The organism is Paenibacillus sp. BC26, assembly GCF_900116125.1.
GTDB classification, from domain to species: domain Bacteria; phylum Bacillota; class Bacilli; order Paenibacillales; family Paenibacillaceae; genus Paenibacillus_Z; species Paenibacillus_Z lignilyticus.
Genome location: NZ_FPAD01000002.1, coordinates 771971 through 798233, shown reverse-complemented (window position 1 = coordinate 798233; position 26263 = coordinate 771971). Strand labels below are relative to the sequence as shown.

Below are 26263 nucleotides of genomic sequence, written 5' to 3'. Positions count from 1 at the left end.
TTTCCCCCAAATTAGACCACCACGATTCGTTAGAGCGATATCGTGGCAGCAACAGTTAGCCTTGGCAGCACCTGCTGGCTGGGTCTCCACTGAAGTAGCCGGTTACCGGGTATGCAGATCCACCTTGAGCACACGTTCCGCGCGGCATTTCTCTTGTTCATCTTTTGTTTGTCCGCTTCCTTCCCTCTCTGGTATATTGAGTGAGGCGGTGCATCAAGATGTGAAACAGAAGGAGCGGTCAGCGCATACATGAATCCCATTAGGCGGTTCTCACAACTATTCTCCGCATTTAGCGATATGCCGATGGAGCGCAAGCTGCTGCTTGTTTTCCTGGTGCTGATTACATTGCCGCTTACGTTCATTGGGGCGGTTTCCTTTCGCAATTATTCCGATTCGATCGAACAGAACACCATCGCCTATTCCACTACGATGCTGGGCAACATGATGGACCGCGTGGATGATTACATCGACGATATGAGCCGGATTTCATCCATTCCCGCCTATCAGGATGATATTAAGCAAAATCTGATCAAATCCGGGAAATACCATGAGCAGCGCGCGCAATATTCTTCGGATGAGAACAGCGGCACGCCGCCGATGGATTTTGATTTGCTGCTGGCGATTCAGCGCGGCATTGAAGGGAATATTTCGTTCATCAATACGATCAAGCGGGGCGCTACGTCGGTCTATATTTTCGATCAATATGGAAACGGTTACTATTCGACGAAGTCCGGCGGCATCCGCTTGAACATTAAGGAAAGCTATCAATACTGGATGGAGCGTGCGGCCGATTCCAAAGGGGAAGCGCTACTGATCAGCACGCAGAAATATACGAGTAATTTGAAGAGCACCCGCTATGCGTTTACCGTCGTCCGCAAAATCATCGACAAATCGCTGCATGATATCGGCCTTATCGCCGTGGATGCCAACATTAACGTGATCGAGGATCAAATCGTCAAATTCGATGGGGTCACGCATGGCAAGTCGTTCATATTCGATACGCAAGGCAATGTGATCTATGACAGCGATAAGAAGCTGTTGGCCACGAATGTCAGCGACATGCCGATGGTGAAGATGGCGCAAGGGGAGAAGGGGAGCTTCTATCTGGAGGAAAATGGTGAGAGACATCTCTACATCTTTACCACTTCCCCGCATACGGATTGGAAGGTAATTACGTCCATCCCGGTGAAGGAGCTGACGCGCAATACGGCTGTTATCCGCAACGTGACATGGATTCTTACGTTTCTGACGATCGGCATCGCGCTGCTGATCTCGATTTTCTTCTCTTTCGCGCTGACGAAGCCGCTGCGGAAAATGATGAAGCTGATGAGGAAGGTGCAAGAAGGCGATTTTAGCGTGCAATTCCAAGTCAAGCACCGGGATGAAATCGGACAGCTCGGCAATCAATTCAACCGAATGATTCTGCGCATCGATGATCTCATTCGAGATATCTACTTGATGGAAACGAAGAAGAAGGAAGCGGAGCTGCATGCGCTGCAAAGCCAGATCAATCCGCATTTCATGTACAACACCCTGGAGTCGATTCGGATGGCCGCGGAGCTCAATGATGATACGGATGCAGCAGATATGCTGGCGATTCTCGGGAAGCTGCTGCGTTACAGCATCAGCGATCTCAATGAAGAAGTCATACTTGGCAGCGAGATTAATCATATCCGATACTACGTAGACATTCTGAATTACCGTTACCCGGGCCGATTCGAGCTGAAGGTAAACGCACCGGATGAGCTGCTGAACTATTCGCTGATTAAGCTGGTGCTTCAGCCGATTGTTGAGAACGCGATCTATCACGGCATGGACGATAACAAACCGAAGATGGTCATTGAAGCATCGGCATGGAAGACGGAGCAGGCTGTCTTCGTTCAGCTTACCGACGATGGAATCGGGATGGACGAGAAGACACTGGAGCGGTTGAATGGTACTTTGAACGGCGTGCTTTCACAAGAGGGCAATGATTCGGATTCGTATCGAACCGGAATTGGACTGCGGAATGTAAATGAACGCATTAAATTGCATTACGGTGCAAACTACGGTATTCAGGTGACGAGTCAGCCCGGCATGGGGACACAAGTGATGCTGCAGCTGCCTATCGTGGGAGGAGAGAAGGAATGAAGATGCCTGTGCTAACATCCAAACGTATCATTTACACCTTGGCAGCTGCTGCGCTCTGCAGCTCCATGCTGACAAGCTGTGCATCCCTCCAAACCACAGACAAGATCCCTTCGCCTTCTCCGAGCCAGAAGGAGGAGAATACCGAGGAACAGAAACAACTTACGGTGCTGACCAATCGGATCGACCTTGTGGAGAACGGTGTCTTTCAGAAATACGCGGACAAATTTGAAGCCAAACACCCCGGTGCGCATGTTGAGTTTGAAGGGTTGACCAATTATGCCAGCGACATTATCGTCAGACTGTCGACGCGGAGCTTAGGCGATGTGCTGCTGCTGCCGAACAATCTGCCAAATGAGGATTTGATCAATTATTTTGAGCCGCTGAATGACAGTCTCTTCGAGCACACGCGGTTTGCTGATTTTAAGTCCTATCGCGGTGAACGGTATGGGATTGCAACGGGTGCTTCAACCGACGGGATTGTGTACAACAAAACGGCCTTTCTGAGAGCCGGCATTACGAAGGTACCTGCGACACTCGAGGAGTTCTACGCGGCGTGCGCCAAGCTGAAACGGGTAGGCATCGTACCGATCTATTTGAACTATGGCGCGCAGTGGCCAATGTCCTCCTGGGGTGAGAATTTAGTCAGCTACATGACCGGGAATGCGAATTACTTGAATCAGATGACAGCATCCGATCAGCCGTTCACCAAGGAGAATCCATGGGGGCAGACGATTACGATTGTCAAAACACTAATCAATAAAGGCTACGTCGAGAAGGACTTGTTCACAAACAACTGGGAGTTGTCCAAAGGCGAGGTGGCTAAAGGAAATGCGGGCATGTATTTCCTGGGCAATTGGGTCATCAATCAAGTTATTGCAGCTGGCGGAAGCGCTGAGGATCTCGGTTTTTTCCCATTCCCGTATGATAATACGCCGAAGCGGTATGCGCCGCTTAGCCCGGATTGGTTCCTAGGCGTTAGCAAATTCAGCGAAAATAAAGAGCTTGCCGAGGCGTGGGTGAACTTCTTCGTGAAGGAGTCGGGTTATGTGGACGATTCCGGGTTCCTGCCGGTAGATACGACGAAGACGTCTCAACTGCCGCAAATTCGGCAGTTTCTCACCTTCGATCCGACGTTTGTCGAACGTCAGCCGCCGAGCGACGATTTCTTGAATATCTCGGCGAAGGCGCAGATGGCTTTCTGGTCCGGGGACTACATCCAGGAGTGGATTGCAGCGCCGGATCTGAAGACTTCCTTCCAGAACTACAATGTGAGATGGGCGGAAGCGCGTAAACTTGTTCTTGGTTTGGAAGCGTCGAATCAGAAGCAGTCGTATGAGCAATCGGCGAACAATGCAGCTGCTGCAGTATCGGATAAGAAGAAGTAGCAGCAGTCTCGCCAATAAATAAATTGTAATATTTTCCCTCGTTTACTATAATGGGGGTAACTTAAAGGAATGGTGGGATTAGGGCGTTGTTGATGGCATAGGTTCCAAGGCAGCAGTTATCGCTTCATAGCGAACTGAATAATCATGAACGAGCGTGGTGGCTAACCTCCTGCAGAGTGAGGTTAGATTTGCTGTGCGGTCGTTCGTGGTTGCCTAGATCGGACCTATTGATCATCACCGCTCCTTGTGGATCGTTCTGGCGAGAGACGTTATTTGCCTCTGGTTAGGGCTGTCTATATTCGAGAAGCCGTGAATGAGCAATATTCATTCACGGCTTTTTGTCGTTTCTGTTCCGCGCTTTACGTTACCCAAACTAGATTTCATAACCGGGAGGATTAACATGATCGAATGGTCCGCAGACGTACCAAGGTTTCAACTGGATGAGCATTACTATTTAGAGCAAGCGGATACGAAAGATTGGGGAATCTATTATTCCGTCTATTACAACATGGAATATAACGGTTTCTTTAAAGACCAAGGCTTGACGATGGACAACGGTCGAAGGAAATTCTGGATTACTAAAGGGGATACGAAGGTTGGCGGGGTTGTAATTGCGCCTAACATTATTTTTGGCCTATTCTTCATTCCGCCGTTGCATGAGGAGACGAAGGTGTTCAAATTACTCAAGCAAGCACTACTGTCATGGTCAGATCGATCGAAACCGATAACGGCCTACGAAATTTTACCGAATCAAATCGATCTTTTTGCCAGAGAAGGCTTCTGGCCGGGGGAATTCAGATGCCGCTGGATGCAGCGACCGACCGAAGTGTTGGCGACCGAATGGGACGAAACGCTGGAGGTAACTTCGCCTCAATTAACCAGGGACGCGGAAGCAATTAATGAGCTCTCTTACAGAACCTATCGGGAAACAATAGACGGCGTGCGAAGAAAGCAGACCTCACGCGAAGATTATGATTCTTGGATGGAGCATTATCCCGGGCAAACGAATGAACGATTGCTGAGGGCTTCGAGCCTAGTCTATGATCGCGCAGCATCGCAGTTAGTCGGTCTCTGCCTGATCTCGTCACAAGACGAAATGCCGGCGGTCTATAACATCGTGGTTGCTCCATCGCATCAAGGCCAAGGGATCGCAACGAAGATGCTTCGACGTGCACTGACGGCATTAAAGCAGCAAGATTACCCTCTTCTTCGCCTATATGTGATGCAAGGCAACGATGCGGAGTCTGTTTATCATCAGCTTGGTTTCATCACAGGTCCCCTGGAAGTTCAAACTTGTCATATTCCTGCACTTCCCGGAACGACCGAATCCCAACCATAACGAAGGAGGCTATACCATGCTCAATGTATTCGATGTTGCACAATCGCTGGTCACGCACATACAAGAGCGTTACTCAGAGGATGTTGCACTTATTGCCTATTACGGATCGTACGCACAAGGGACGGCAACGCCCCGATCGGACTTGGATTTCTTCTTTATTCCCGCCTCGGAGCGAGGCAGCGAGGCCAGCGTTCAGTTTGTGCTTCATGATATCAGCTTTGATTTCTGGCCAATTAGCTGGGAACGCGCGGAACGAATGGCGAAATTCGAAGAGCAGAACACGACGATTATCGCCGATTGCGAAATCCTGTATGTACGATCCGAGGAGGACCGAGCGCGCTTTCTGCAACTGCGCAAAACTATCGCCGAGCTCCCTGAGCAGGCACAGACGTTTATCGCAAAGGCTGAATCTCAGCTGCGCGAGGTTTATGTGCATCTCTATAAAATGAGTCTGCTGCAGGAGGACGACATTTCCGGCTGCCGGACCGAGGCACATGGTGTGTTAAATAAGCTGGTATACACGTTGGCTCTACTCAATCGAACGTATATGACAAGGGGCTGGGGGAAGAATCGCGAGCAGCTGCTGAATTTCCCATTGCGACCGGCTCGATTGGAGGAACAGATCGAAACAATATTGAGGGCCAGCTCATGCAGAGAAATTAGGAAAACCTGCGAGCAGCTAACAGTGGATACAGTTGCCATAGTAATGGAGCAGCGTAAGACGCACGCAAGCGGCCCTTCCTATCCGGATCGGGCGAAGGGATTCTATGAAGAGGTAAAGGGGATCTTCGATAAAATCCGTACGGCGTGCGAGAAGAACGATTATACCACGGCTTCCTACTGGTCAATCGGCGTCCAGGATGAAGTCGCTGCGTTTCTCTGCTATTTCGAAACGGGGCTTTGGCCTGGTTCATTGGAGGCTGGCGCAACCTATCACTCCTTCTATCACGAAGCAGGCTTACCCGACTTACCGGCGCTTCTGGACCCGCTTAATCTAGTCCCGCTTCATGAAGCTGTCGTGCGGTTGGATCAGCTTCTCGAGCTGTACCTTCAGTCCAAAGGGGTAGCGATTAACCGCTTCAACGATCTCGCTCAGTTTGAACAATTCCTGAATGAGCGAGTTTAGATAACTCGTCCAACGAACGATAAGCATGCCACAATCGGCATGCTTTATTGCTTTACAGGTATGCATCGGGGGCATAGAATATAGCTTAAAGTTGTACCGGGGCATATTCCACACTAGAGGGCAGGGGTCATTTTGTACGGAGTCATGATCGTCGAAGATGAGATGTTAGTCAGAATGGGACTGAAGAACGCGATCGACTGGACCCGCTTTGGCATGTGTGTCGTTGCAGATGTGGCCGACGGGGAGTCTGCGCTCGAGATTTACGAGAAAGAGAAACCTGACTTGATCATTACGGATTTGAAAATGCCAGGCATGAGCGGCATGGATCTGATCACCCGAATTAGGGAGAAAGACAAAACCACCAAAATTGTCATCCTTACCTGTATGGAGGAGTTTGACCTCGTCAGGCAGGCACTTCAGTTAGGCGTGTCCGATTATATTCTTAAGCTCACCATGACGATCGATCAAATCCATGTGATTCTGAGCAAAATGCAGCAAGAGCTGTCGTCCGACGAGAGCCGGCAGCCGTCGCTCCCCAAAATCAGCGATGCGAATCGGCACGTGATCAAAGAAAAGATCATGAAAGACTATATTCTCTGCAACGGTTATTCGGAACGCGAATTCGAAGCGTTGGTTGCACAATATGACTTCCATCTGGAATCGGAACGCATGATCATGTGCGTGCTTGAAATGGATCATTTTGCCAAAATCAAAAAGCTGTTCAAAGATACGAACGGCCAATTGGTCAAGCATACGATGCTGAACGTGCTGGACGAGATGTTTGTTAATTTCCGCAATGGCGAAGCTTTCTGCGATGACGGCGCCAAGTATATCCTTATCTTCTGCTACAACAAGATGACTGAGGAGCGCATCATCCGCGAAGAAGTACTGCAAATGCTAAAGGAAATTGAAACCCCTTTCAAAACCTACTTCAATGCAACCGTCTCCTTCGGTGTAAGCGAAATTCGATCCGGTTATGCATCGCTGCGGAGCATGTATGACCAAGCCCTGAATGCACTGGAAGACAAGTTCTTCGGCGGTACAGGGATCTATGGTCGATTTGTTGATTTTGACAGACGCACGGTAACGAATGAGAAAACAGAAGAAATATTGAACATGTGCGAGCGAGTACCGGGCATGGCACCGGCTTTCCTTCAAGAATACGGCGACCGCTTCCGCTCTATTATGAGAGAGCCCTCTCACTTTAGGGCAGAAGTGCTGGAGAAATTCTGTCACCTTGTCCAGTGGACGGTGAACAGCTTGAAATTCCAAGAGGAAGGCAGCGAGCAGGTCATTCTGGCTGTCATTCAATCGATTCGGCAAAGCGAAACGCTGGATGAGATTCATCGGAGCTTATATGACTTTCTCTCGCGGATCGCAGCGGCCAAGAGAAAGAGGAAAGTGGTCAGCAAGGAAGTTAGGCTGGCGCTAGATTATATGGAGACCCATTACAGCAGCGATCTGTCCCTTCAGCAAGCTTCTGCCCACGTGAATTTAAGCCCGAGTTACCTGAGCAGCCTGTTCAAGAAAGAGATGAATATTAACTTCGTCGATTACTTGAACGAGATTCGAATCGAGAAAGCGAAAGAGCTGCTGCTGGATTCCTACTTAAAGTCCTATGAAATTGCCGAAAGCGTCGGCTTCAAAGAAAACACCTACTTCTGCAAAATCTTCAAGAAAGTAACCGGCATGACGACAGGTGAATATCGAAAACAATGGCTTGTGGAGCAGGCGGAGGAACCGGAGAGTGAAATTATCGATCAGTAAGAGCAGAAGGGGCTTTTTTCGCAGTATCGGGTTTGAGCTGCTTGTCTACTTCGTTGCGATCTGGATGATCGTCATGCTTCTTGGTTCTTATCTCGTCTACAATTCGTCGATTCATATTCTGCAGAAGCGAAGCGAGAAGTACATCTACGAGCAGTTTAAGCAATCCGAATACAATATTCAGACGCTGCAAAATGAGGTCGAGAAAATCTATCGCATCTTCTTGGTCGATTCGGAGGTTCAGGAATTTCTGAAAGCGGACAATATCGAGTCCACCTACGAATCGATCGAAAGGCAGCAAAATGTATTTAAGAAAATCAGCGATTTTACAAACAGCTATAATAACAGCCTCAATTCTATCTATGTCTTCACGAAAAACAGCATCATCGGCAGCAGCAAGACGAGGAGCGTCGTCAACAGCCATGGGAACGAGCACAAGCTCATCACGTCCGGTCTGTACGACCAAGCGCTGCAAACGTACCCGAATCCGGTCTGGTACGGCGGCATTACGGAGAATTGGTACTACGATATTGTCGAAGATACGAAGGATCCCGGCTATGTCGTCAGCTTCGTGATGGGCGCGCGTGCGCTGCTGGAATCCAAGCTGTCCTCGGTCGTTGTGCTCAACATTGACGAACGGGAGCTGCGCTCAACTTACTCCAAGTTCATCAGCTCGCCTGACGATTATATGTATATCATGGATGCCAGCGGAATGATCATCTCCAGCACGCGGAATAAGGATCTCGGCCAGAAAGCGTTATTCAAGCCGGAACCCGGCGTCGATTTCAAGAGCATCAACATTACGGAAGGGCAGACCAAGAAGATGGTGGTCTACTATCGCATCCAAGAGACAGGCTGGTATGTGATCAGGGAATTCCCATTGGAACTGCTGCAAAGCGATGTTATTGAACTGCAGCAAGTCGTAATCTTCGTGTTTGTCATCAGCTTAATTCTGATCGTTGTCGTCTTTGTATTCTCCATGCGAAGAATTACGAACCCGCTGAGCGGTCTGGCGCGGAAGATGAAGGATATGGGCAAGGGGAATCTGGGGATCACGCTGCCGAATATCCCTAAGAATGAGCTGGGACTTGTTATTATGCGATTCAACGAGATGTCGCTCAACATTCAAGAGCTCGTGACGAAGAATACCGAGGTGGAACGCGAGAAGAAGGAGCTGGAGATTGAAGCGCTGCAAAATCAGATCAATCCTCATTTTTTATATAACACGCTGAACATGATCAAGTGGATGGCAATGATCAACAAAGCGGACAACATCGTCGACAGCGTCGTTGCCTTAGGGAATATTTTGCACCCGCTCTACAGCAGCAACGAGCCGATGTGCGCCGTCAGAGAAGAAATGAGCTACCTTGAGAACTACATGAAAATAATGAACTGGCGGTTTAATAACAAAATCAGCTATCGGTTCGATATCCCGGAGCATCTGATGGACGATCCAATCATCAAGTTTATTTTGCAGCCGATTATCGAGAACTCGGTTGTGCACGGATTGACTAAGCAGGTCAGCCGAATCGATATCGTCATTCAGATGGAAGAAATCAGAGACGAACTGGTTGTCCATGTCTCGGATAATGGAATAGGGATTACGCCGGAGAAGCTGGCCGGCATCAAGAACGGTCTGCATCGGCCGATCTTCAATCGCGAGAAGGAGAAAGTGGCCGGGATTGGGCTGCGCAATGTCAACCGGAGGATCATGCTCAACTTTGGCGAGAAGTACGGGATTGCCATAGACAGCAGCGAAGGAGAAGGAACAGAGGTTACCATCAGACTGCCCAAGTCGATGGGATCATAGCGGCATGACATAAACAGCGGTCGGGAATCTGTCGAACCGCTGTTTTTTAATGTTTTCTAACAATTATGCAATTTTATCGTAAAAATGTTCAACTTGCCCTCTGCTGCCTCCAAAGCGGATCAAATATTACCATAAATCCGTTAAATCCGCTATTCAAGCTCGATTCCTGCCCTTGTATAGTTAATTTATCAAATGAGTAAGGAGAAACAAACACATGAAAACAGAGGTCAGAGTATCGTACGCGGCTTCCTTGAGGAAGAAGATTTTATCCGACCGGACAAAGCTGTTTATGCTCGGATTGCCTATCATTCTGTTAGTCCTCATCTTTCAATATATACCGCTGGCCGGCTGGGTATTGGCATTCTTCGACTACAAACCGGGCATCCCGCTTGCTAAGACACCGTTCGTCGGATTGAAGTTTTTTGAGCTGATCACGACAAGCGGGAACGACCTGTTGAATGCGCTGAAGAACACGCTTGCCTTCTACTTCTTGAATCTCCTTACAAGTCCATTGCCGGTCATATTCGCGATTCTGTTATCGGAAGTGAAGCATACCAGCTTTCAGCGGGTTGTGCAGACGATCATCACGCTCCCCCACTTTGTAAGCTGGGTTATCGTTTTCTCACTGGCGTTCTCGGTCTTCTCCAATGATGGCCTGCTGAATGAGCTGCTGATGAATCTGCACCTGATTAAAGAACCGACGAATCTGCTTGGTAACGGCGACGCCGTCTGGATCTTCCAAACGATGCTGGGGATCTGGAAGTCGCTAGGTTGGGGAACGATTATTTACTTGGCAGCGATTATCGGGATCGATCAAGAGCTGTATGATGCCGCACATGTAGATGGAGCAGGGCGATTCCGCAGAATCTGGCATATCACTGTACCCGGTGTAGCACCGACATTTATCGTACTCATGATTCTGGGCATGTCCAATTTACTCTCGGTGGGGATGGAACAATACCTGGTCTTCTATAATGGATTGGTCGCTGACAAAATAACGGTGCTGGATCTGTATCTGTACCGAACCGGGATATTAAACGCCGACTATTCCTACTCGACGGCACTCGGGATGTCGAAAACCTTCATCAGCATTATTCTGCTCTTCGCAGCCAACGGCATTGCCAAACGGATCAGAGGGTACGGAATCGTGTAGCTTAGCTTGGTACAAGGAGAGAGAGAATGAAAACGTTAAACCCATCTAAATCATCAACCGGCTTGTCCAATATAGGCTTCCAAATCGCGAATTATACGATCCTCACTCTGTTTATGCTGTTGTGTATCTATCCGTTCTACTATATCTTTATCTACTCCATTAGCGGCTCGCAAGAGGCGATGACCGGGATAACCTGGTTTCCCAAAGGATTCACGCTCGTGTCCTATAGCAAGGTGTTCGAATTTGACGGCATCTTGAATGCAACGTTTATATCCGTTTCAAGAACGGTTCTTGGTACGCTGCTGACCACGTTCTTATGCTCGCTGTTTGCTTACCTAATGACGATCGAGCAGTTCCCGATGAGGAAGTTCTTTTATCGATTTCTGGTTATCACGCTCTATTTTAACGCGGGACTGATTCCTTGGTATTTGCTCATGAAGAACCTTCACCTCAATGACAACTTCCTGCTCTACATCGTACCAGGTGCGATCAATGTGTTTTATATCATTTTGATCAAAACCTACATCGAGCAGCTGCCTAAATCGTTGGAGGAATCCGCTAAAATTGACGGCGCCGGCTACTTCACGATCTATTGGAAAATCATTATGCCGATTTCAACATCGATTCTGGCTACGATCGCGGTATTCACTGCCGTTGATCAATGGAACAACTGGTTCGACAATTACATCCTCGTCAGCGATAAAAATTTGCAGACGCTGCAATATGAGCTGTATAAGTACATTACGCAAGCATCCTCTCTATCTCGGCAATCCGGGATGGAGATTAACAGAGGCGGTGCCACCGCGGTCTATATGACGCCTCAAACGGTTCGCATGACGATCACGATGGTGGTCACATTGCCGATACTCTGCGTGTATCCGTTTATGCAGCGGTATTTTGTAAAAGGCATTATGATGGGGGCAATTAAGGGCTAGAGGCTAAGGATGGATTACCCGGTACGATGCGTACTGATAATCAATATTGAATTAGGAGGAAACGAAGTGAGGAGAAGAAAGGGTATCAGGGGTACTTTGATGGCAATGCTCGCTTTGTTGTTCTTGTTCTCGGCGGCTGCATGCTCGGGGTCAAACAATGGAAACTCGAACCAAGCGGAATCGGAGAATACGGGATCAACCCAGTCGGATTCGCAGGAAACGACTGAGACTGAGACTGCTCCGGAGCCGGTTACGATCACGATGCTGGTCAACCAAGCGCCTGCAGTTCCGTTTGCTGAAACGGAGGTCGGCAAAGAGATTCAGAAGAAGCTTGGCATCACAGTGGAGTGGGTAGTCGCCGAAGACGAGAAAATAAAGGTGCTGCTTGCTTCGGGTGATCTCCCGGACATCATTATGCTTAAGCCTGAAGATCAAGCGCGCGTTATCGAGGGCGGGCAAGTCATTGCCATGGATGACATGATCGAAACGAAAGGCCAAAATATACTGAACAACGTACCTGAAGTCGTGGATTTCATGAGAAAGTTCCGCAGTAACGGCTCCAACAAGCTGTACTTCATGCCGGTAAACTCCGGGCCGGATATGATGGGTTTTGAAGCGAGCCTTGGTGTGGTTACGAGATGGGACTACTATAAAGAGCTTGGTTATCCTGCGATTACAAGCGAAGACGAACTGCTTAACATTCTTAAACAAATGCAGGATAAGCATCCGAAGACGCCGGAAGGCTACAAAACATACGGCGTAGCGGCGTGGAACGACTGGGGATTGTGGAGCTATTACATGCCGATGGCGATTCTGTACGGTTATGCCGATTGGGGCAACAACGGTTATGTCGTCAAATCCGATACCAACGAGCTTGTAAACAACTTTACGGATACAGAAGGTCCGCTGTGGAAAACGGTAAACTTCTACTACAAAGCCAGAAAAATGGGGCTGCTTGATCCGGACTCCTTAACGATGCAATCCGGTGACTTCAGCGCCAAAATGGCGAACGGCTCGATTCTATATTCTCCTGCGAGCTGGTTTAACGGTGGTTTCAACGGCAAGAACAATGCGAATGCAGTCGGCTATGCTACTATCCCGCTGGAATGGGGTCATCAGTGGAATGGCGCCAACCAATTGGGTTGGTTTGACAAGTCGCTCGGGATAACGAAGAACTCCAAGCATCCGGATCGCGCTATGGATCTGCTGAACTATTTGTGGTCCTATGAAGGCTCGCGACTGGCTTACAGCGGTGTCAAAGGAACGGATTGGGATTTGGTATCAGGCGTTCCGACGATCAGCGAGGCGATGAATAAAGCGAAGATCGAGAACGGCGATGCGTTCAGAAACACGGGCGTTCGTGCCGCGCAAACCGGGATTTATAATGGGTTGGGTAACTTTGTTATCAATCCGGAAGATAAGACGGAAGTGGACTTGTTCAGCTCCGCAAAATCGTTTAACGGTCTGCTAGATCCGCTTACGAAGGATTTCAGCGATCATTACGGCGTATCCTTCCCGGCTGAAATTTTCCTCAAGAACGTAGAAGCCGGCAAGTCGATCAACCAGCAAAACATGGATACTCGTATCCCAGCCGCGCTTCCGAGCACGCCGGATGATATTGCGAGAATTGATGCCAAACTGAAAGAGTTGATGATCAAAGCCGTCGCGAAAGCGATAATGGCGGATTCCGACGCTGACTTTGATGAGATTAAGCAAAAAACTTTGGATGATCTGAAAGCTAACGGAGTCGAAACCTCCAACGCATGGTGGGTTAAGGCATGGGATGAGACGAAAGCCGCAGTCAATCAATAATTAGCCGCACATGGGGCACATCGCTAAGCATGACGCGGCGATGTGCCCCGTTTGATGAAAAGGAGAGTGGGGATCGGAATGGATAGTTTGAAGAAAGATGAGAGATTGCAGCAGTGGTACCGCGATGCGCGTATTGGCTTGTTTTTGCACTGGGGCATGCACACGGGGGAGCACAAGACGGATCCGTTCGGACCGGATTTTCGATACATTTACGAGACGGTCGATGCCTTCGATCAGGCTGTGGAAGAGGCGGGTTGGAATGCGCAGCGGTGGGTTAGTACGGCGGTGAAGCTTCGTGCCAAGTATATAACGCTGGCTACGTTTCATTGTCAGCAGGGGTATTTGAAAATATGGCAATCGGATGTGCCCGGAAGTCGGAGCACGGGGCGGGACTATTTGCGGGAAATGCTCGATGCGGCTGAAGCCGAAGGCATCCGAATCATCGTGTATATAAACAGGGATTCGAAGAACGCGATTCACGGCGGAATCGAATGGTTGAATAAGGAAGCTTATCGGTCCTTTAAGAAGGATGACACGGTTGATATTACGGCTCGTGACGGCTATTTGGCTTACAGCATCGAGGTTATGGAAGAGTTACTGGATCGTTACCCGCGCGTGGCCGGCTTCTGGTTTGATGGCTATCATGACAAGCTCGAAGCGCAGGAAGTTTTTGCAAGGCTCCATCGGAAGCGGGAGGATATCGTTCTCATCAACAATGATTTCAGCAAAGGGCCCGTTGAGGATGAGGATGCCATGGCATTGGAGGATTTCGGCAAGGTATGCCATCCGGACTATGATTGGGCAAGCGGTACATGGGTTGGACCGGGGGATAAGGAGTTTGCCTTCAAGGCCAAATGGGATTGGTGGTACTTGGGGGAAGGAAACGCTGGATGGGGCGGCTTTGAGGAGAACTATGCGAATGTTCCGGATAATGCAACGCTTGTGAAGAAGATCGTAACGGTCGCAGGTACGTCATGGAATGCCCATCTCGGATACGGTCCGAAGATCGGCGGGGAATTTCCGGAAGTGCTGGACAGCTTCACGAATCATTTTGACCGTTTCATGGCTTGGGCTGAGGAGTCGATCTATGGCACGGTTGGAGGCGGCTATGATCAGGGAGGATTTCCGCCGGGCCATTGGAATGAAGGGGCGTATGGGGTTACGACGGTCGTTCCGGGAGGAGAGACGCATTATCTGCATGTTCTTACTCCGCCTCGCGGCCAGCTTCTGGTCTTGCAAGATGCAGGCTATGATGTGCTTGCGGCTGAAGATCTGAGAACGGGCGAGTTGCTGTCGTTCAAGCAGAAAGACGGACATGTGATGATCGACGTCCGATCATGGGAAACGTTGCATATTGAGGGGGACATGGTGATTAAACTGACGACTGCTCCTCATGCTCGAATTGTCCCAACCGCGCTGCTTGATGCCAAAGCCAGCTCGGAGCTTCCGTATGCTTCGGCTGTCAATGTGCTGAATGATAACTACGAATCCTACTTCAGGGGGCCGGCGATGCGGGCATGGCCGCAGACGTTAACCTTGCGGATGACTCCGGGTGCCGCTGAATACGAATGGATGGGACTTTGTGTCACACAGCCCGAGACCGGCGCGGTCCTTGAAGGGGGTTACGCAGCTCCGATTGGCGAACGGCTCAAGGCTTATGAGCTTCACGTCAGCCAAGACGGCGTCAATTGGGGGGAGCCGATTGCTTGCGGCGAGCTGCATAATCAGCGCGGCATGCAGATGATTGCTTTCCAACCGGTCGGCGGAGCGACGTTTCTCAGGCTGACTGCTCTGAGCAATCACGGCGGCACCGATACATTCCAACTGATCAGTTTGCGGTTGGTGCATGTTTAGTCAAGAGCAGAGCGGGAAGAGCTGGAACTGAGGTGCGTGAGGGATGCGAGGGATGAGAGAGATTCGAGAGTTGCGAGCGATGCGAGAGGTTCGAGAAATTCGAGAGATGCGCTAATCGCGAATGGAGAACCGAGAGGCGCGAGATTCGCTGATCGCGAATGGAGAGCCGAGAGGCGCGCATGACGCGAGACCCAGAACCGAGATGTGTGCGAGACACACTCGGTTTTTTGCTGTTAAGCCTATACATGAGCGACTCGGCACGCGGAATGCGAGCCGCGAAAACCTCTAACGAATCGTACAGGGCTTATTTGCCCCTAAATAGCCCCAAAAAAATTCTAACGAATCGTGGAGGTCCTATTTGGCTGTTTAGGGCTATTAATGAGCCGAATTTCCCGAAATAAGGCTTCTACGATTCGTTAGATTCTCGGAGGCGACAAATCCGGCCAAATAAGGCTTCTACGATTCGTTAGATTTTCGGAAGTATGGGGAACGGGAAGCGGCGAGTAGTGTAAAGCGAAAAGTGGCATGCGGAAGTGGGAGCGGGAAGCGGTAAGTGGCAGCGAGGAGTGGAAAGAGGAAGCGAGAAGCGTGAAGTGGGAAGTGGTAAGCGGAAGTGAGGGCAGGAAGCGAGAAGTGTGAAGTGGGATGCAGGAAGCGGGAAGAGGTAGCCGAAGTGTGAAGTGGGATGTGAGAAGTGGAGAGTGGAAGCGAGAAGCCAGAAGCCAGAAGCAGGAACTGGGAAGCGAATGCGGCACTCAGCAAGCCGCAAGTAATGTGGATGCATGATTTCGCTTTTTCAATTTTCCTGTATTTTCGAAAAAAAGTCTTGCTCACTGATAATTCATAGTTGACTTATCGGATTAATATGCTTATTATAAAACCAACAACAAATAGCAAGAAGCCTACCGGACAACCGGAGGTTTCCAGAACCGATACTCCTTCTTGGGGATTGGATTGTGGAAACCTCCGGTTTTTCGTATGGAATCCAAGAAAAAAGGGGTTTTGAAAGATGACAACAACAACTTCTAAATCGTTTCGAGCCATCACGCTGCTCACGATCTCGCTTCTAAGCTTCGTCCTTATCCTATCTGCATGCGGCAAGAACAATTCCAACGGGGTTGCGGAGGGGAACAAATCCACGACGGCATCTGCTGAGACAACAAATGATACTCCTAAAGCATCCAAAGAAATTCGGATCGGCTACCAGAAATACGGCACGGTTAATATTCTCAAAGCCAAAGGAACACTCGAGAAACGATTTGAATCGGAAGGCTATAAAGTGACGTGGACGGAGTTCCCGGGCGGACCGCAATTGCTTGAAGCGCTCAATGTGGGCAGCATCGACATCGGGCATACCGGGGAAGCGCCACCGATCTTCGCGCAGGCAGCCGACACGCCGCTCGTCTATTTATCGCATGAACCTGTTAGCCCTAAGAGCGAGGGAATAATCGTACCTAAGGATTCCAAGATCGCGACACTTGCCGATCTGAAGGGCAAGAAAATTGCCCTGAACAAAGGCTCCAATGTTCACTATCTGCTTGTTAAGGCACTGGAGAAAGCCGGTGTCGACTACAAAGATATTACGACGGTGTTCTTGAAGCCGGGTGATGCCCGAGTAGCGTTTGAGAATGGAAGCGTAGATGCTTGGGTCATCTGGGATCCGTTCCTGGCCGCGGCTCAGACGGCAACCGGAGCGAAGCTGCTTACCGATGGAGAAGGCCTCGTATCGAATATCGAATTCTATCTGGCTTCGCGTACATTCGCGGAAGCGAATAAACCGGCTATCGATTCGTTCATCGACGAGCTGAACAAGGTTGACGAGTGGTCCAAGGCCAACCAGAAGGAAGTGGCGGCGCTCCTGTCACCGCAGCTGGGCATCGACATTCCATCGCTTGAGCTTGCGTCGGCTCGCAGAGATTACGGCGTTCTGCCAATCGATGATGCCATTATTGAAGCGCAGCAGAAGATTGCGGATACCTTCTTCGACCTGCAGTTGATCCCGAAAGAAATTACCGTCAAGGATGCCACATTGAAATAATCGAACATTCGAATGTAGATGAAAGGGTGATTGAAATGGAAGTATTCTGGTTTATTCCGACACATGGAGACGGGCGTTATCTGGGTTCTGCCGAAGGGGCGCGCGCCGTTGATGCAACTTATATGAGGCAAATCGCGCAAGCAGCGGATCGTCTGGGCTACAGCGGTGTACTGCTGCCGACAGGAAGTTCCTGCGAAGATGCATGGGTAGTGGCTTCTTCGCTCATCTCGGCTACGGAGAAATTGAAATTTCTCGTTGCGCTGAGACCGGGCTTGATGTCACCGACTTTATCGGCCAGAATGGCAGCCACGTTCGATCGACTTTCCGGCGGGAGACTGCTCGTCAACGTCGTGACCGGAGGAGACCCGGTAGAGCTGGCGGCAGACGGTTTATTCCTCGGACACGATGAACGCTACGATCTAACGTCCGAGTTTCTGGAAGTGTGGCGCAGAGAGCTCGCGGGAGAAACCGTTGATTACGAAGGCACTCACTTGAAAGTGGAAGGCGGCAAAGTTCTGTATCCTTCGGTGCAAAAGCCTTATCCACCGCTCTATTTCGGAGGATCTTCGCCGGCTGCGCAGGAGGTTGCAGCTGATCACATCGACGTCTATCTAACTTGGGGCGAGCCTCCGCAGGAAGTAGCCGAGAAGATTGATCGCGTTCGGCAATTGGCCGCTGAGCGTGGCCGTGAGGTTCGTTTTGGCATTCGCCTTCATGTCATCGTTCGTGAAACGTCAGAGGAGGCTTGGAGAGAAGCCGATCGCCTGATCAGCAAGGTTGATGATGAAGCGATAGCCGCTGCGAAGAAGGTATTTGCCCGTTATGATTCGGAAGGGCAGCAGCGAATGACGCGTCTCCATGGCGGAGATCGCAGCCATCTTGAAATCTATCCGAACCTCTGGGCAGGCGTAGGCCTTGTCCGCGGGGGAGCCGGAACAGCGCTGGTAGGCAACCCCGCCGAAGTGGCGGCACTGATGCAAGAGTACGCCAATCTCGGCATTGATACGTTCATCCTATCGGGGTATCCGCACCTCGAAGAAGCGTATCAATTCGCGGATCTGGTATTCCCGCTCCTACCCTTAAATCGAGAAGCAACGGTGCAAGGCCCGACATCGACCAGTCCGTTCGGCGAACTTATCGCGAACTCGATCAAGCCGTCGGAACGCGCGCCGGTGAGCTAGGAGGGGGAGCAAATGAAAAGTCCAGCAGATAACAAGTGGAAAACCAGAACGCTATCCGTAGGACTTGAATGGGTTATTCCGCTTCTGATCGTACTGCTGTGGCAGTGGCTGGGCAGCGTGGGCTGGATATCCTCCCGCATCTTGCCGACGCCGGTATCCGTCATTGAGGCAGGCGCTAAGCTCATGCGAAGCGGGGATTTGTTCATCTATATCGGGGACAGTACACGGCGTGCGCTTATCGGTTTCGCCATTGGGGGCGGCATCGGTTTTATACTGGCGATTCTAAACGGCTTGCTTCCGCTATCGGAGAAGCTGACGGATTCCAGTATCCAAATGATCCGTACAATCCCGCACTTATCTCTTATTCCGCTCATCATCGCTTGGTTTGGCATTGGCGAACAAGGCAAAATTTTTCTCGTCGCGCTGGGGGTGGCTTTTCCGATTTATCTGAATACGCTCCACGGCATACGATCTATCGATCCCGGCTTAATTGAGATGGGCCGGACCTACGGTTTAAGAGGGTATTCCCTTTTCCGTACGATTATTTTTCCGGGCGCGCTGCCTTCTATCCTGGTAGGCCTTCGATTCGCGCTCGGCATTATGTGGATTACGCTGATCGTATCCGAAACGATATCCTCGAATAGCGGCATTGGCTATATGGCCATGAATGCCCGTGAATTTTTCCAGATGGATGTCGTCGTGCTCAGCATCGTCATCTATGCTTTGTTAGGCAAGCTTTCGGATTGGCTGGCAAAGCTTATGGAAAGGAGCTGGCTGAAATGGCATTCGCACTTCCGTCCAGGAAAATAAGCACGGAACAACCCGAAGAAAAGACGCCGCTGGTTGTGCATGAGGCGCCTCGCGGTCTTCAAGTGGACGTTCGGAATGCCGGCGTTCGCTTCGGCGATCTCGCCGTTCTGCGTGATTTGGATTTATCCATCCCATCCGGACAATTCTTAGCCGTAGTTGGCAGAAGCGGCTGCGGCAAGAGCACGCTGCTGCGGCTGCTTGCCGGATTGGAAGCCGCATCGCAAGGTTCGGTAACGTTTGGCGGCAAAACAACGTCCGGACTAAGCTCGGATGTGCGCGTCATGTTCCAAGATGCTCGCTTGCTGCCTTGGAAATCCGTGCTCGATAACGTTCGAATTGGCGTGCCAGGAGGCGACCGAGGCAAAGCCTTGGATGCTCTTGAGCTCGTTGGACTCGCGGATCGTGCGAAGGAGTGGCCGTCCGTGCTGTCAGGCGGTCAGAAGCAACGCGTTTCGCTGGCCAGGGCGCTCGTCGGAGACCCGAGTCTGCTGCTGCTCGATGAGCCGCTCGGTGCGCTCGATGCGCTCACTCGCATCGAGATGCAGCAATTGATAGAACGACTGTGGAGGGAAAGGCGGTTCACTGCCGTTCTCGTGACGCATGACGTCAGCGAGGCCGTCGCCCTTGCCGATCGAGTGGTGCTCGTGGAGAACGGCACCATCGCCCAGGACGTCCCTATCGCCTTGGCACGCCCGCGCGAGAAGGACAGCGGTTTTACCCATTATGAGAATACGATATTAAATCGCGTACTTGCGAGGCGGCCGCCGGATGGCGATCGCAACGGATTCTCGATTTAACGAATCATCCGAAGACTGGCCATGTGGAGTGCAAACTCGCATGGTCAGTTTTTTTTGTTGTCAATCGCCCGCCTAAAAATATAAATCTACAATTTTCAATTCAAATATAATACTGTTGAGTTATGTCGAACCAGAACCAGAACCAAAAGGAGTCGCTCTCATGCGCCTATCGCTGTATTTAAGAAGATTCCGAGACTTCTCCTTGGGCCAGAAGCTCATGTTGTACGTTGTTCTCTTCGTGGTGCTGCCGCTGGTCGTGGCTGCCGCGATCATCAATGCCGTTGCCTCGGGCACGCTGACGGAGAAAACGAAGGAAAATTTATTCCAGACCCTGAAGCAGACGCAGTTTACGCTCGAGGATATGATCAGGGAGTCGGATTATTTGTCCTACTCGATCCTATCGGACGAGAACATTCAAGACCTTATTCACTTTTACGAGAAAAAGTCTTATCTGGATATCGAGCGCTCCAAGTCCGCCTTGCAGCACAATTGGGGCGGTACGTCCATTCAGTCGGTGATGAGCTCCAAGCCTTATATCGACTCCGTTGCCATTTCGAGGGGGAACGAGATTATTCTTCAGTTCGGCAACAATGTGCAGCTCGAGGATACGCGATTCCACAATGAAGCCGCGGCATTGCAAGGAAAGGTGCTGTGGACTCCGGTTTATAAGCTAAGCCACCTATATAAGGCCCCATACGAGAAAATGGTGATCTCCCTCATCCGCGTCGTCAATTCCCTTGAGAGCGGCAAACCGATCGCGACCGGACGTATCTCGCTCGACGAGAAAGCATTATCGACGGCTTATTCCGGCATCCATACGTGGAAAGGGGGCAGAATCTTCATTATCGATGCGAAGGGGCGCGTGCTGTCTTCCCCGGACAAGGCGATGCTGGGCTTGGATCTAAGCAAGGAGCCCGATGTACGCGAGGCGCTTAAGAGCAGAGAAGGCACCTTCGACGTTAAGCTCGGCGGGCAGCGAAGCGAGGTATTCCATTACAGCTTGGACGCAACGGGCTGGCAGGTTATCGAGACCATACCGAAGTCCGAGCTGACGAAGCGGCTCGGTGCCCTTAATCTATTCATCTTCGTTTGCATTGCGATATGCCTCCTCTTCGGTATCGTATTTACCTTCATCCAGAACCGAACGATTGTGCGTCCGCTCAAAAGCCTTGCCAAGGAGATGGGCAAGGTGAAGAACGGTATATTCGACGTCCGTCTGGAAGCGCGCGGACAAGATGAGATCGGAATCGTTTCGGCTACATTCGTCAGCATGATTCACCAAATCAGAGAACTGATCGATAAGGTCTACAAGAGCCAGATCCAAGAGAAAGAAGCAGAGCTGAAATCGCTGCAGTCGCAAATCAACCCCCATTTCTTATACAACACGCTCGACTCTATTAGGTGGCTTGCGGTGCGCAACCGCGATTATGAGGTAGGCGAGCAGTTGGAGGCGCTGTCCGATTTATTCCGCCATATGCTTCATCGCGGGCAAGAGGTCATCACCATCGGCGAGGAACTCGAGCATTTGGAGAACTACATGAGCATCCAACAGAAACGGTTCGGTGACAAAATCGCTTTTCGCCTCGAAGTGCCGGAACAGATTCGAGAGCGGCAAACCTTGAAGCTATTGCTGCAGCCTTTGGTGGAGAACGCGATCTTTCACGGTTTAGAGCCGAAGATGGGGAAAGGAACGGTGAAGCTCTCCATTCGGGAGGGTGACGGCAAGCTATTCTACGTCGTAGAGGATGACGGCGTGGGCATGGTATTGGACGATATCAAGCCTCTGCTGGATGCGCCGGATGACAGACACCGCGGCTTTGCCCTCAAGAACGTGAAGGATCGGCTGCGGCTTCAGTTTGGCCCGGAATTCGATCTCCACATCGAGAGTAAGCCTGGTCAAGGAACACGGGTTTCGTTTGAAACGCCTATCTATGACAAAACAGATACGAACCGCGCTGTCAGCGACACGAACATCGATGAGGAGGACAATCTATGAAATTGTTGATAGCGGATGATGAGCATATTATTCGTGAAGGGCTTCGGGAAGGCATCGCGTGGAGCGAGTTCGGCATCGAGGAAGTGTACGGAGCGGAGAATGGGGTTGAGGCGCTTGAGCTTTATCGCGCGCACGAGCCGGAAATCGTCATCACCGATATCCGGATGCCGGGGATCGATGGCCTGGAATTGAGCCGGCAAATTCGAGCGATCTCGGACCGAACGCGCATTATCGTATTGAGCGGCTACTCGGACTTTCAGTACGCCAAGCAAGCCATCGGATTCGGAGTGAGCGAATATGAGCTCAAACCGGTGAAGATTAAGAGCTTGACCGCGCTTGTGGATCGGCTGAAAGATGCGGTGCTCGAGGAGAAGCGCATTGAGGAAGAGCTTCGCGAAGCGGAATCGCTGCGCAAGAGACTCAGTGAAGAGAAGGTGGAGCGGATGCCGCATCGCCATCCAACTATTGCAATGGCGATCGCGTACATGCAGGAGCATTATGCGCAAGACCTAACCGCCGAGCTGCTTGCCAGCCATGTGGACATTTCGCCGAATTATTTCTCGCACTTATTCAAGAAAGAGACCGGCGTGACCTTTAGTGAATTCTCGAACAAAATCAGAATCGCGGAGGCGAAGAAGCTGTTGGCAGGGTCGAACCTGATGGCATACAGCATTATGGAAATGGTCGGATTCACCAATTATAAGTATTTTATCCAAGTGTTCAAGAAGCTTGAGGGCGTATCCCCGTCCGAATATCGGAGGTCAGGCGGCGATTCGTAGATTTTGAGGAACTATTCGTAGTTGGGGCGGATTGAGACGAAAGCGCTTCCTTTGTAAACTGAAAGCGTAACCAATACAACATACTCAACCACAAGCGCTTAAACCACAAAGGGGGCTTAATCAGATGAATCAAGGAAGAAAAGCGGCAGGAACGGTCGCGGCGGCTTTATTAACGGCTTCGCTGCTCCTATCGGCTTGCGGATCCAATGGCGGCAACGAAGGCAACGCAAGCAGCACGGGCAATACAAGCGGCGAAAGTAATGCGGCATCGTCCAATCAGCCGGCCGAGAAGCAGAAGATTACGTTCTACGGCAAGATTGTCGAGTATACCTCCGGTGAGCCGATGGTTGCCGAGCTGCAGAAGCAGCTGCAGGATAAATTCGAAATTGAACCGATCCAGGTCGACTGGGGCAACCTGGAGAAAGTCATTAAGACCGGTATCGCTTCGGGATCCCCTGCGGACGTGTATACGTACTGGCCGGGAGCCATGAAGACATTCGTCGACGCGAATCAGGCACTCGACCTGACGCCGTATCTGGAAGCGAACGGCGGAGAATGGAAGAATACCTTCAACCAGACGCTGCTGGATATGGGCAAATTCAATGGCAAGTACTACAATGTGCCGCTCGACAGCAACTTCTCCGTTGTCTATGTGAACAAGGATTTGTTCGACAAGGCCGGAGTGGCGGTGCCTAGCAACTGGAGCTGGGATGAATTCTTAACGGCTTCCCAGGCGATCAAGGACAAAACAGGCGTATTCCCGTTCGGGATCTCGAAGGACCTGCAAAGCTGGCTGTTCCGTAACGGCATGCTCTCGCTCGGCAAAGATGCAGGCAAACTCGAGGACTTGTCTGCCGGCAACGTGCCGGCAACAGATCCGATTCTCGTGAAGCCGCTGCAAAATATTAAGGATCTCTACGACAAGGATCTCTGGTATCCGCATCAAGGGGCGGTTACGATCAGCCGCGACGAAGTGAAGTCGGCCTTCTATCAAGGTAAAGTCGCGATGCTGGCGGAAGTTTCGGCGAACGCGAAGGATATTATCACAAATTCGAAAACCTTCACAGCCGTTGCCGTTGAATGGCCTCACATGGGCCAAGGGAACGTCTTCCTCGGCGGAGCGGACGGACTCTTCATCCCGGCTAACGCGCCGAATAAGGACGCGGCAGTAGAGGTGCTGAAAGCCTATCTGGGTGAGGCCGTACAGAAAATAAACGCCGACATGGGCTATGCCACGGCGAACGCAAAGCTTGAAATTACGGATCCGCTCATCAAGTCGATTGCGGCAATGGCAACGAACATTTATCCGGGAGAGCTCATCAACCTAAGTCCGAAGATCACGGACTATATCAATAATCAGATCATCCCGGACTATGTTCTCGGCGGCCAAAGCGAGCAGCAGGTCCTCGGCAAAATGGATGAGCTGCGCAAAGAAGCCATCGCGAAATAACACAGAAAATCGGCGGCAGGATGAAAGGGGCTCGGCCATGCCGGGCCCCTTTCATTATGAGGCAACCATAGTGTAAGAACAGGCTGGAAAGAGGGAGACAAACGAGATGAGTGAGCCGACAAGGGCATTGGCCGAGACAGGTATTCGCACCGGACGCAGATTGCATTACAAGACGGTGGTAACGGGCATTCTTTTCCTGATCCCGTCCGCCGTGCTGATCACTTTCGCCGTGTTTATCCCGACCGTATGGAACCTGCTGCTGTCGTTCCAAGAATGGGACGGATTTCTGGAGCGGAATTGGGTTGGTTTTGCGAACTATAAGGAAGTGTTCAGCGACGAGCTGACGCGCTCGTCGCTCTATCATTCGGTGGAGCTCGCCGTAATTTCGACGCTGTTTGCCCTGCTGCTCGGCGTGGCGCTGGCGGCGTTTATTTTTAAACTCGGACGTAAAGAAGGAGCGGTCTACCGGCTGTTCATCTTTATGCCGACGATGCTGCCCCTGGCCATTATAGGACTGCTGTTTGCATTCGTATACAACCCCGAGATGGGGCTTATCAATCAATTCCTGCGCCTCGTCGGCGGCGACTCGCTGACGCAAGCTTGGCTCGAGAACCGGCATACGGTTATGGCTTCGATTATTGTGGTCGGCATATGGAGGATCGCGGGCTTGACCATGATGCTTTGTTTTGCGGCCATGCAGGGGATTCCTTCCTCCTTGTTTGAATCGAGCCGCCTGGACGGCGCGGGGTACGGCAGGCAGTTCTTCTCCATCGTACTGCCGCTCATTCGCCCGATTGTCCAACTTTCAGCCGTCTTTACGCTTGTCATGCAATTTAAAACCTATGATTTGGTGTTTATCATGACAGGCGGCGGACCGGGTACGATTTCCAAGACAATCCCGCTTCAGATGATCGATACGGCCTTTAACTACAACGAATATGGACTGTCCGCCGCAATGGGCTTTACGCTTACCATCGTGGTGGCGGTATTCATTTGGATCACAAACCGTTTGCTTGGGGGACAAAGCTATGAATATTAGGATAGCCGAACTGAAGATGTGGATAGGCGCGAATGTCTCTCGTTCGGTCGTGGTCGCGTTCTTGCTGCTGACGGTTTATCCCATTCTGTTCGTTCTGCAAACCTCGCTCAAGACGACCGAAGAGTTTTATGTCAATATCTGGGGGCTTCCGCATCAGTTCGCTTGGTCGAACTATTCAAAGGCATGGGCGGACGCGCATATCGGGCAATATTTCACCACCAGTATGGGCATCGTGGGCAGCAGCGTCGTCTGCATCGTAATTCTTGGCGCGCTTGCCGGGTATGCGCTCGCGCGGCTTCGCGTTCCGCACGCCGAAGTGGTTCTGTTTCTTGTGCTGCTGCCGACTTTTCTTCCTTCGGAAACCGTTATTATGCCGCTTTACATTATGATGAGCAAGATGAAGCTGGTCGGCACGCATCTGTCGCTGATCCTGCCGTACATCGGGTGGTCGTTGCCGATGACCATTTATATTTTTCAGGCGTTCTTCAAATCGCTGCCGAATGAACTGCTGGAGGCGGCGCGCGTGGACGGCTGCACCGAGACGAAGACGTTTACGCGGGTAACGGCACCGCTCATGCTGCCGGCGATTGCGACCGTTTCCATCTTCGCCTTCGTTGGTCTCTGGGGAGAGCTGCTTTGGGCATCCATCGCTTTATCGACCACGAGCATGCGGACGATTCCGTTCGGAGTCATCTCCTTCAAATCCCAGTTCGCTACCGACTGGGGGCCGATGACGGCGGCGATCTGCATCGTGCTTATACCGCTTGTCGTGTTCTTCTTGTTTGTACAGAGGTATTTTATCCAAGGCGTCACCGGAGGAGCGGTGAAGGGGTAGAACAGTCGCCGTATCGCGACAAACGAGATT

Annotated in this window: 19 protein-coding genes; all 19 read left to right on the top strand. The window is 50.9% G+C overall.

The window, feature by feature from the left end; all coding sequences use genetic code 11:
• The first annotated feature begins 249 nt into the window (after positions 1 to 249).
• The 19 genes from BM412_RS19680 to BM412_RS19590 all read left to right on the top strand — a co-directional run bounded on the left by BM412_RS19680 (position 250) and on the right by BM412_RS19590 (position 26233).
• The gene (locus tag BM412_RS19680; RefSeq protein ID WP_091222123.1) at positions 250 to 2130 is read left to right on the top strand and encodes a cache domain-containing sensor histidine kinase; all 1881 of its coding nucleotides are present in this window, start codon (positions 250 to 252) and stop codon (positions 2128 to 2130) included.
• Positions 2127 to 3515, top strand: a complete 1389-nt coding sequence (locus BM412_RS19675) for an ABC transporter substrate-binding protein (RefSeq protein ID WP_256256459.1) — start codon at positions 2127 to 2129, stop codon at positions 3513 to 3515. The genes BM412_RS19680 and BM412_RS19675 overlap by 4 nt, the downstream gene beginning before the upstream one ends.
• Positions 3516 to 3915: 400 nt before the next feature.
• Positions 3916 to 4854, top strand: a complete 939-nt coding sequence (locus BM412_RS19670; RefSeq protein WP_091222121.1) for a GNAT family N-acetyltransferase — start codon at positions 3916 to 3918, stop codon at positions 4852 to 4854.
• 16 nt (positions 4855 to 4870) lie between these two features.
• The gene (locus BM412_RS19665) at positions 4871 to 5980 is read left to right on the top strand and encodes a nucleotidyltransferase domain-containing protein (RefSeq protein WP_091222118.1); all 1110 of its coding nucleotides are present in this window, start codon (positions 4871 to 4873) and stop codon (positions 5978 to 5980) included.
• A 132-nt stretch (positions 5981 to 6112) separates the two neighbouring features.
• A complete protein-coding gene (locus BM412_RS19660) occupies positions 6113 to 7747 on the top strand; it encodes a response regulator transcription factor (RefSeq protein WP_143111663.1) in 1635 nt (544 codons plus the stop codon).
• Entirely contained in the window at positions 7728 to 9554 is a 1827-nt protein-coding gene (locus tag BM412_RS19655; protein ID WP_091222113.1) for a cache domain-containing sensor histidine kinase, read from the top strand. Before BM412_RS19660 ends, BM412_RS19655 begins: the two co-directional genes overlap by 20 nt.
• A 214-nt stretch (positions 9555 to 9768) precedes the next feature.
• On the top strand, positions 9769 to 10707 hold the full coding sequence (locus BM412_RS19650) for an ABC transporter permease (RefSeq protein ID WP_091222110.1): 939 nt from the start codon (positions 9769 to 9771) through the stop codon (positions 10705 to 10707).
• 26 nt (positions 10708 to 10733) lie between these two features.
• Complete coding sequence (locus BM412_RS19645; protein ID WP_143111662.1) at positions 10734 to 11642, top strand: carbohydrate ABC transporter permease; 909 nt, start codon at positions 10734 to 10736, stop codon at positions 11640 to 11642.
• Positions 11643 to 11708: 66 nt separating this feature from the next.
• A complete protein-coding gene (locus tag BM412_RS19640; protein WP_177245943.1) occupies positions 11709 to 13454 on the top strand; it encodes a type 2 periplasmic-binding domain-containing protein in 1746 nt (581 codons plus the stop codon).
• Positions 13455 to 13532: 78 nt separating this feature from the next.
• Positions 13533 to 15308: an alpha-L-fucosidase gene (locus tag BM412_RS19635; RefSeq protein ID WP_177245942.1), complete on the top strand. Its 1776-nt coding sequence runs from the start codon at positions 13533 to 13535 to the stop codon at positions 15306 to 15308.
• A 1009-nt stretch (positions 15309 to 16317) separates the two neighbouring features.
• Entirely contained in the window at positions 16318 to 17346 is a 1029-nt protein-coding gene (locus BM412_RS19630) for a sulfonate ABC transporter substrate-binding protein (protein ID WP_091222102.1), read from the top strand.
• Between the two features lie 35 nt (positions 17347 to 17381).
• Positions 17382 to 18527, top strand: a complete 1146-nt coding sequence (gene ssuD, locus BM412_RS19625) for an FMNH2-dependent alkanesulfonate monooxygenase (protein WP_091222100.1) — start codon at positions 17382 to 17384, stop codon at positions 18525 to 18527.
• A 12-nt stretch (positions 18528 to 18539) separates the two neighbouring features.
• A complete protein-coding gene (locus BM412_RS19620) occupies positions 18540 to 19337 on the top strand; it encodes an ABC transporter permease subunit (RefSeq protein ID WP_091222097.1) in 798 nt (265 codons plus the stop codon).
• On the top strand, positions 19307 to 20134 hold the full coding sequence (locus BM412_RS19615) for an ATP-binding cassette domain-containing protein (protein WP_091222094.1): 828 nt from the start codon (positions 19307 to 19309) through the stop codon (positions 20132 to 20134). Before BM412_RS19620 ends, BM412_RS19615 begins: the two co-directional genes overlap by 31 nt.
• Before the next feature lie 160 nt (positions 20135 to 20294).
• The gene (locus BM412_RS19610; RefSeq protein WP_091222091.1) at positions 20295 to 22130 is read left to right on the top strand and encodes a sensor histidine kinase; all 1836 of its coding nucleotides are present in this window, start codon (positions 20295 to 20297) and stop codon (positions 22128 to 22130) included.
• The gene (locus BM412_RS19605; RefSeq protein WP_091222089.1) at positions 22127 to 22909 is read left to right on the top strand and encodes a response regulator; all 783 of its coding nucleotides are present in this window, start codon (positions 22127 to 22129) and stop codon (positions 22907 to 22909) included. Before BM412_RS19610 ends, BM412_RS19605 begins: the two co-directional genes overlap by 4 nt.
• A gap of 124 nt (positions 22910 to 23033) precedes the next feature.
• Complete coding sequence (locus BM412_RS19600; RefSeq protein WP_091222086.1) at positions 23034 to 24359, top strand: ABC transporter substrate-binding protein; 1326 nt, start codon at positions 23034 to 23036, stop codon at positions 24357 to 24359.
• A gap of 106 nt (positions 24360 to 24465) precedes the next feature.
• On the top strand, positions 24466 to 25398 hold the full coding sequence (locus BM412_RS19595; RefSeq protein WP_091222084.1) for a carbohydrate ABC transporter permease: 933 nt from the start codon (positions 24466 to 24468) through the stop codon (positions 25396 to 25398).
• Positions 25388 to 26233 (top strand): carbohydrate ABC transporter permease, encoded by an 846-nt coding sequence (locus BM412_RS19590; protein ID WP_177245941.1) that lies wholly within the window; start codon positions 25388 to 25390, stop codon positions 26231 to 26233. Before BM412_RS19595 ends, BM412_RS19590 begins: the two co-directional genes overlap by 11 nt.
• Positions 26234 to 26263: the final 30 nt, after the last annotated feature.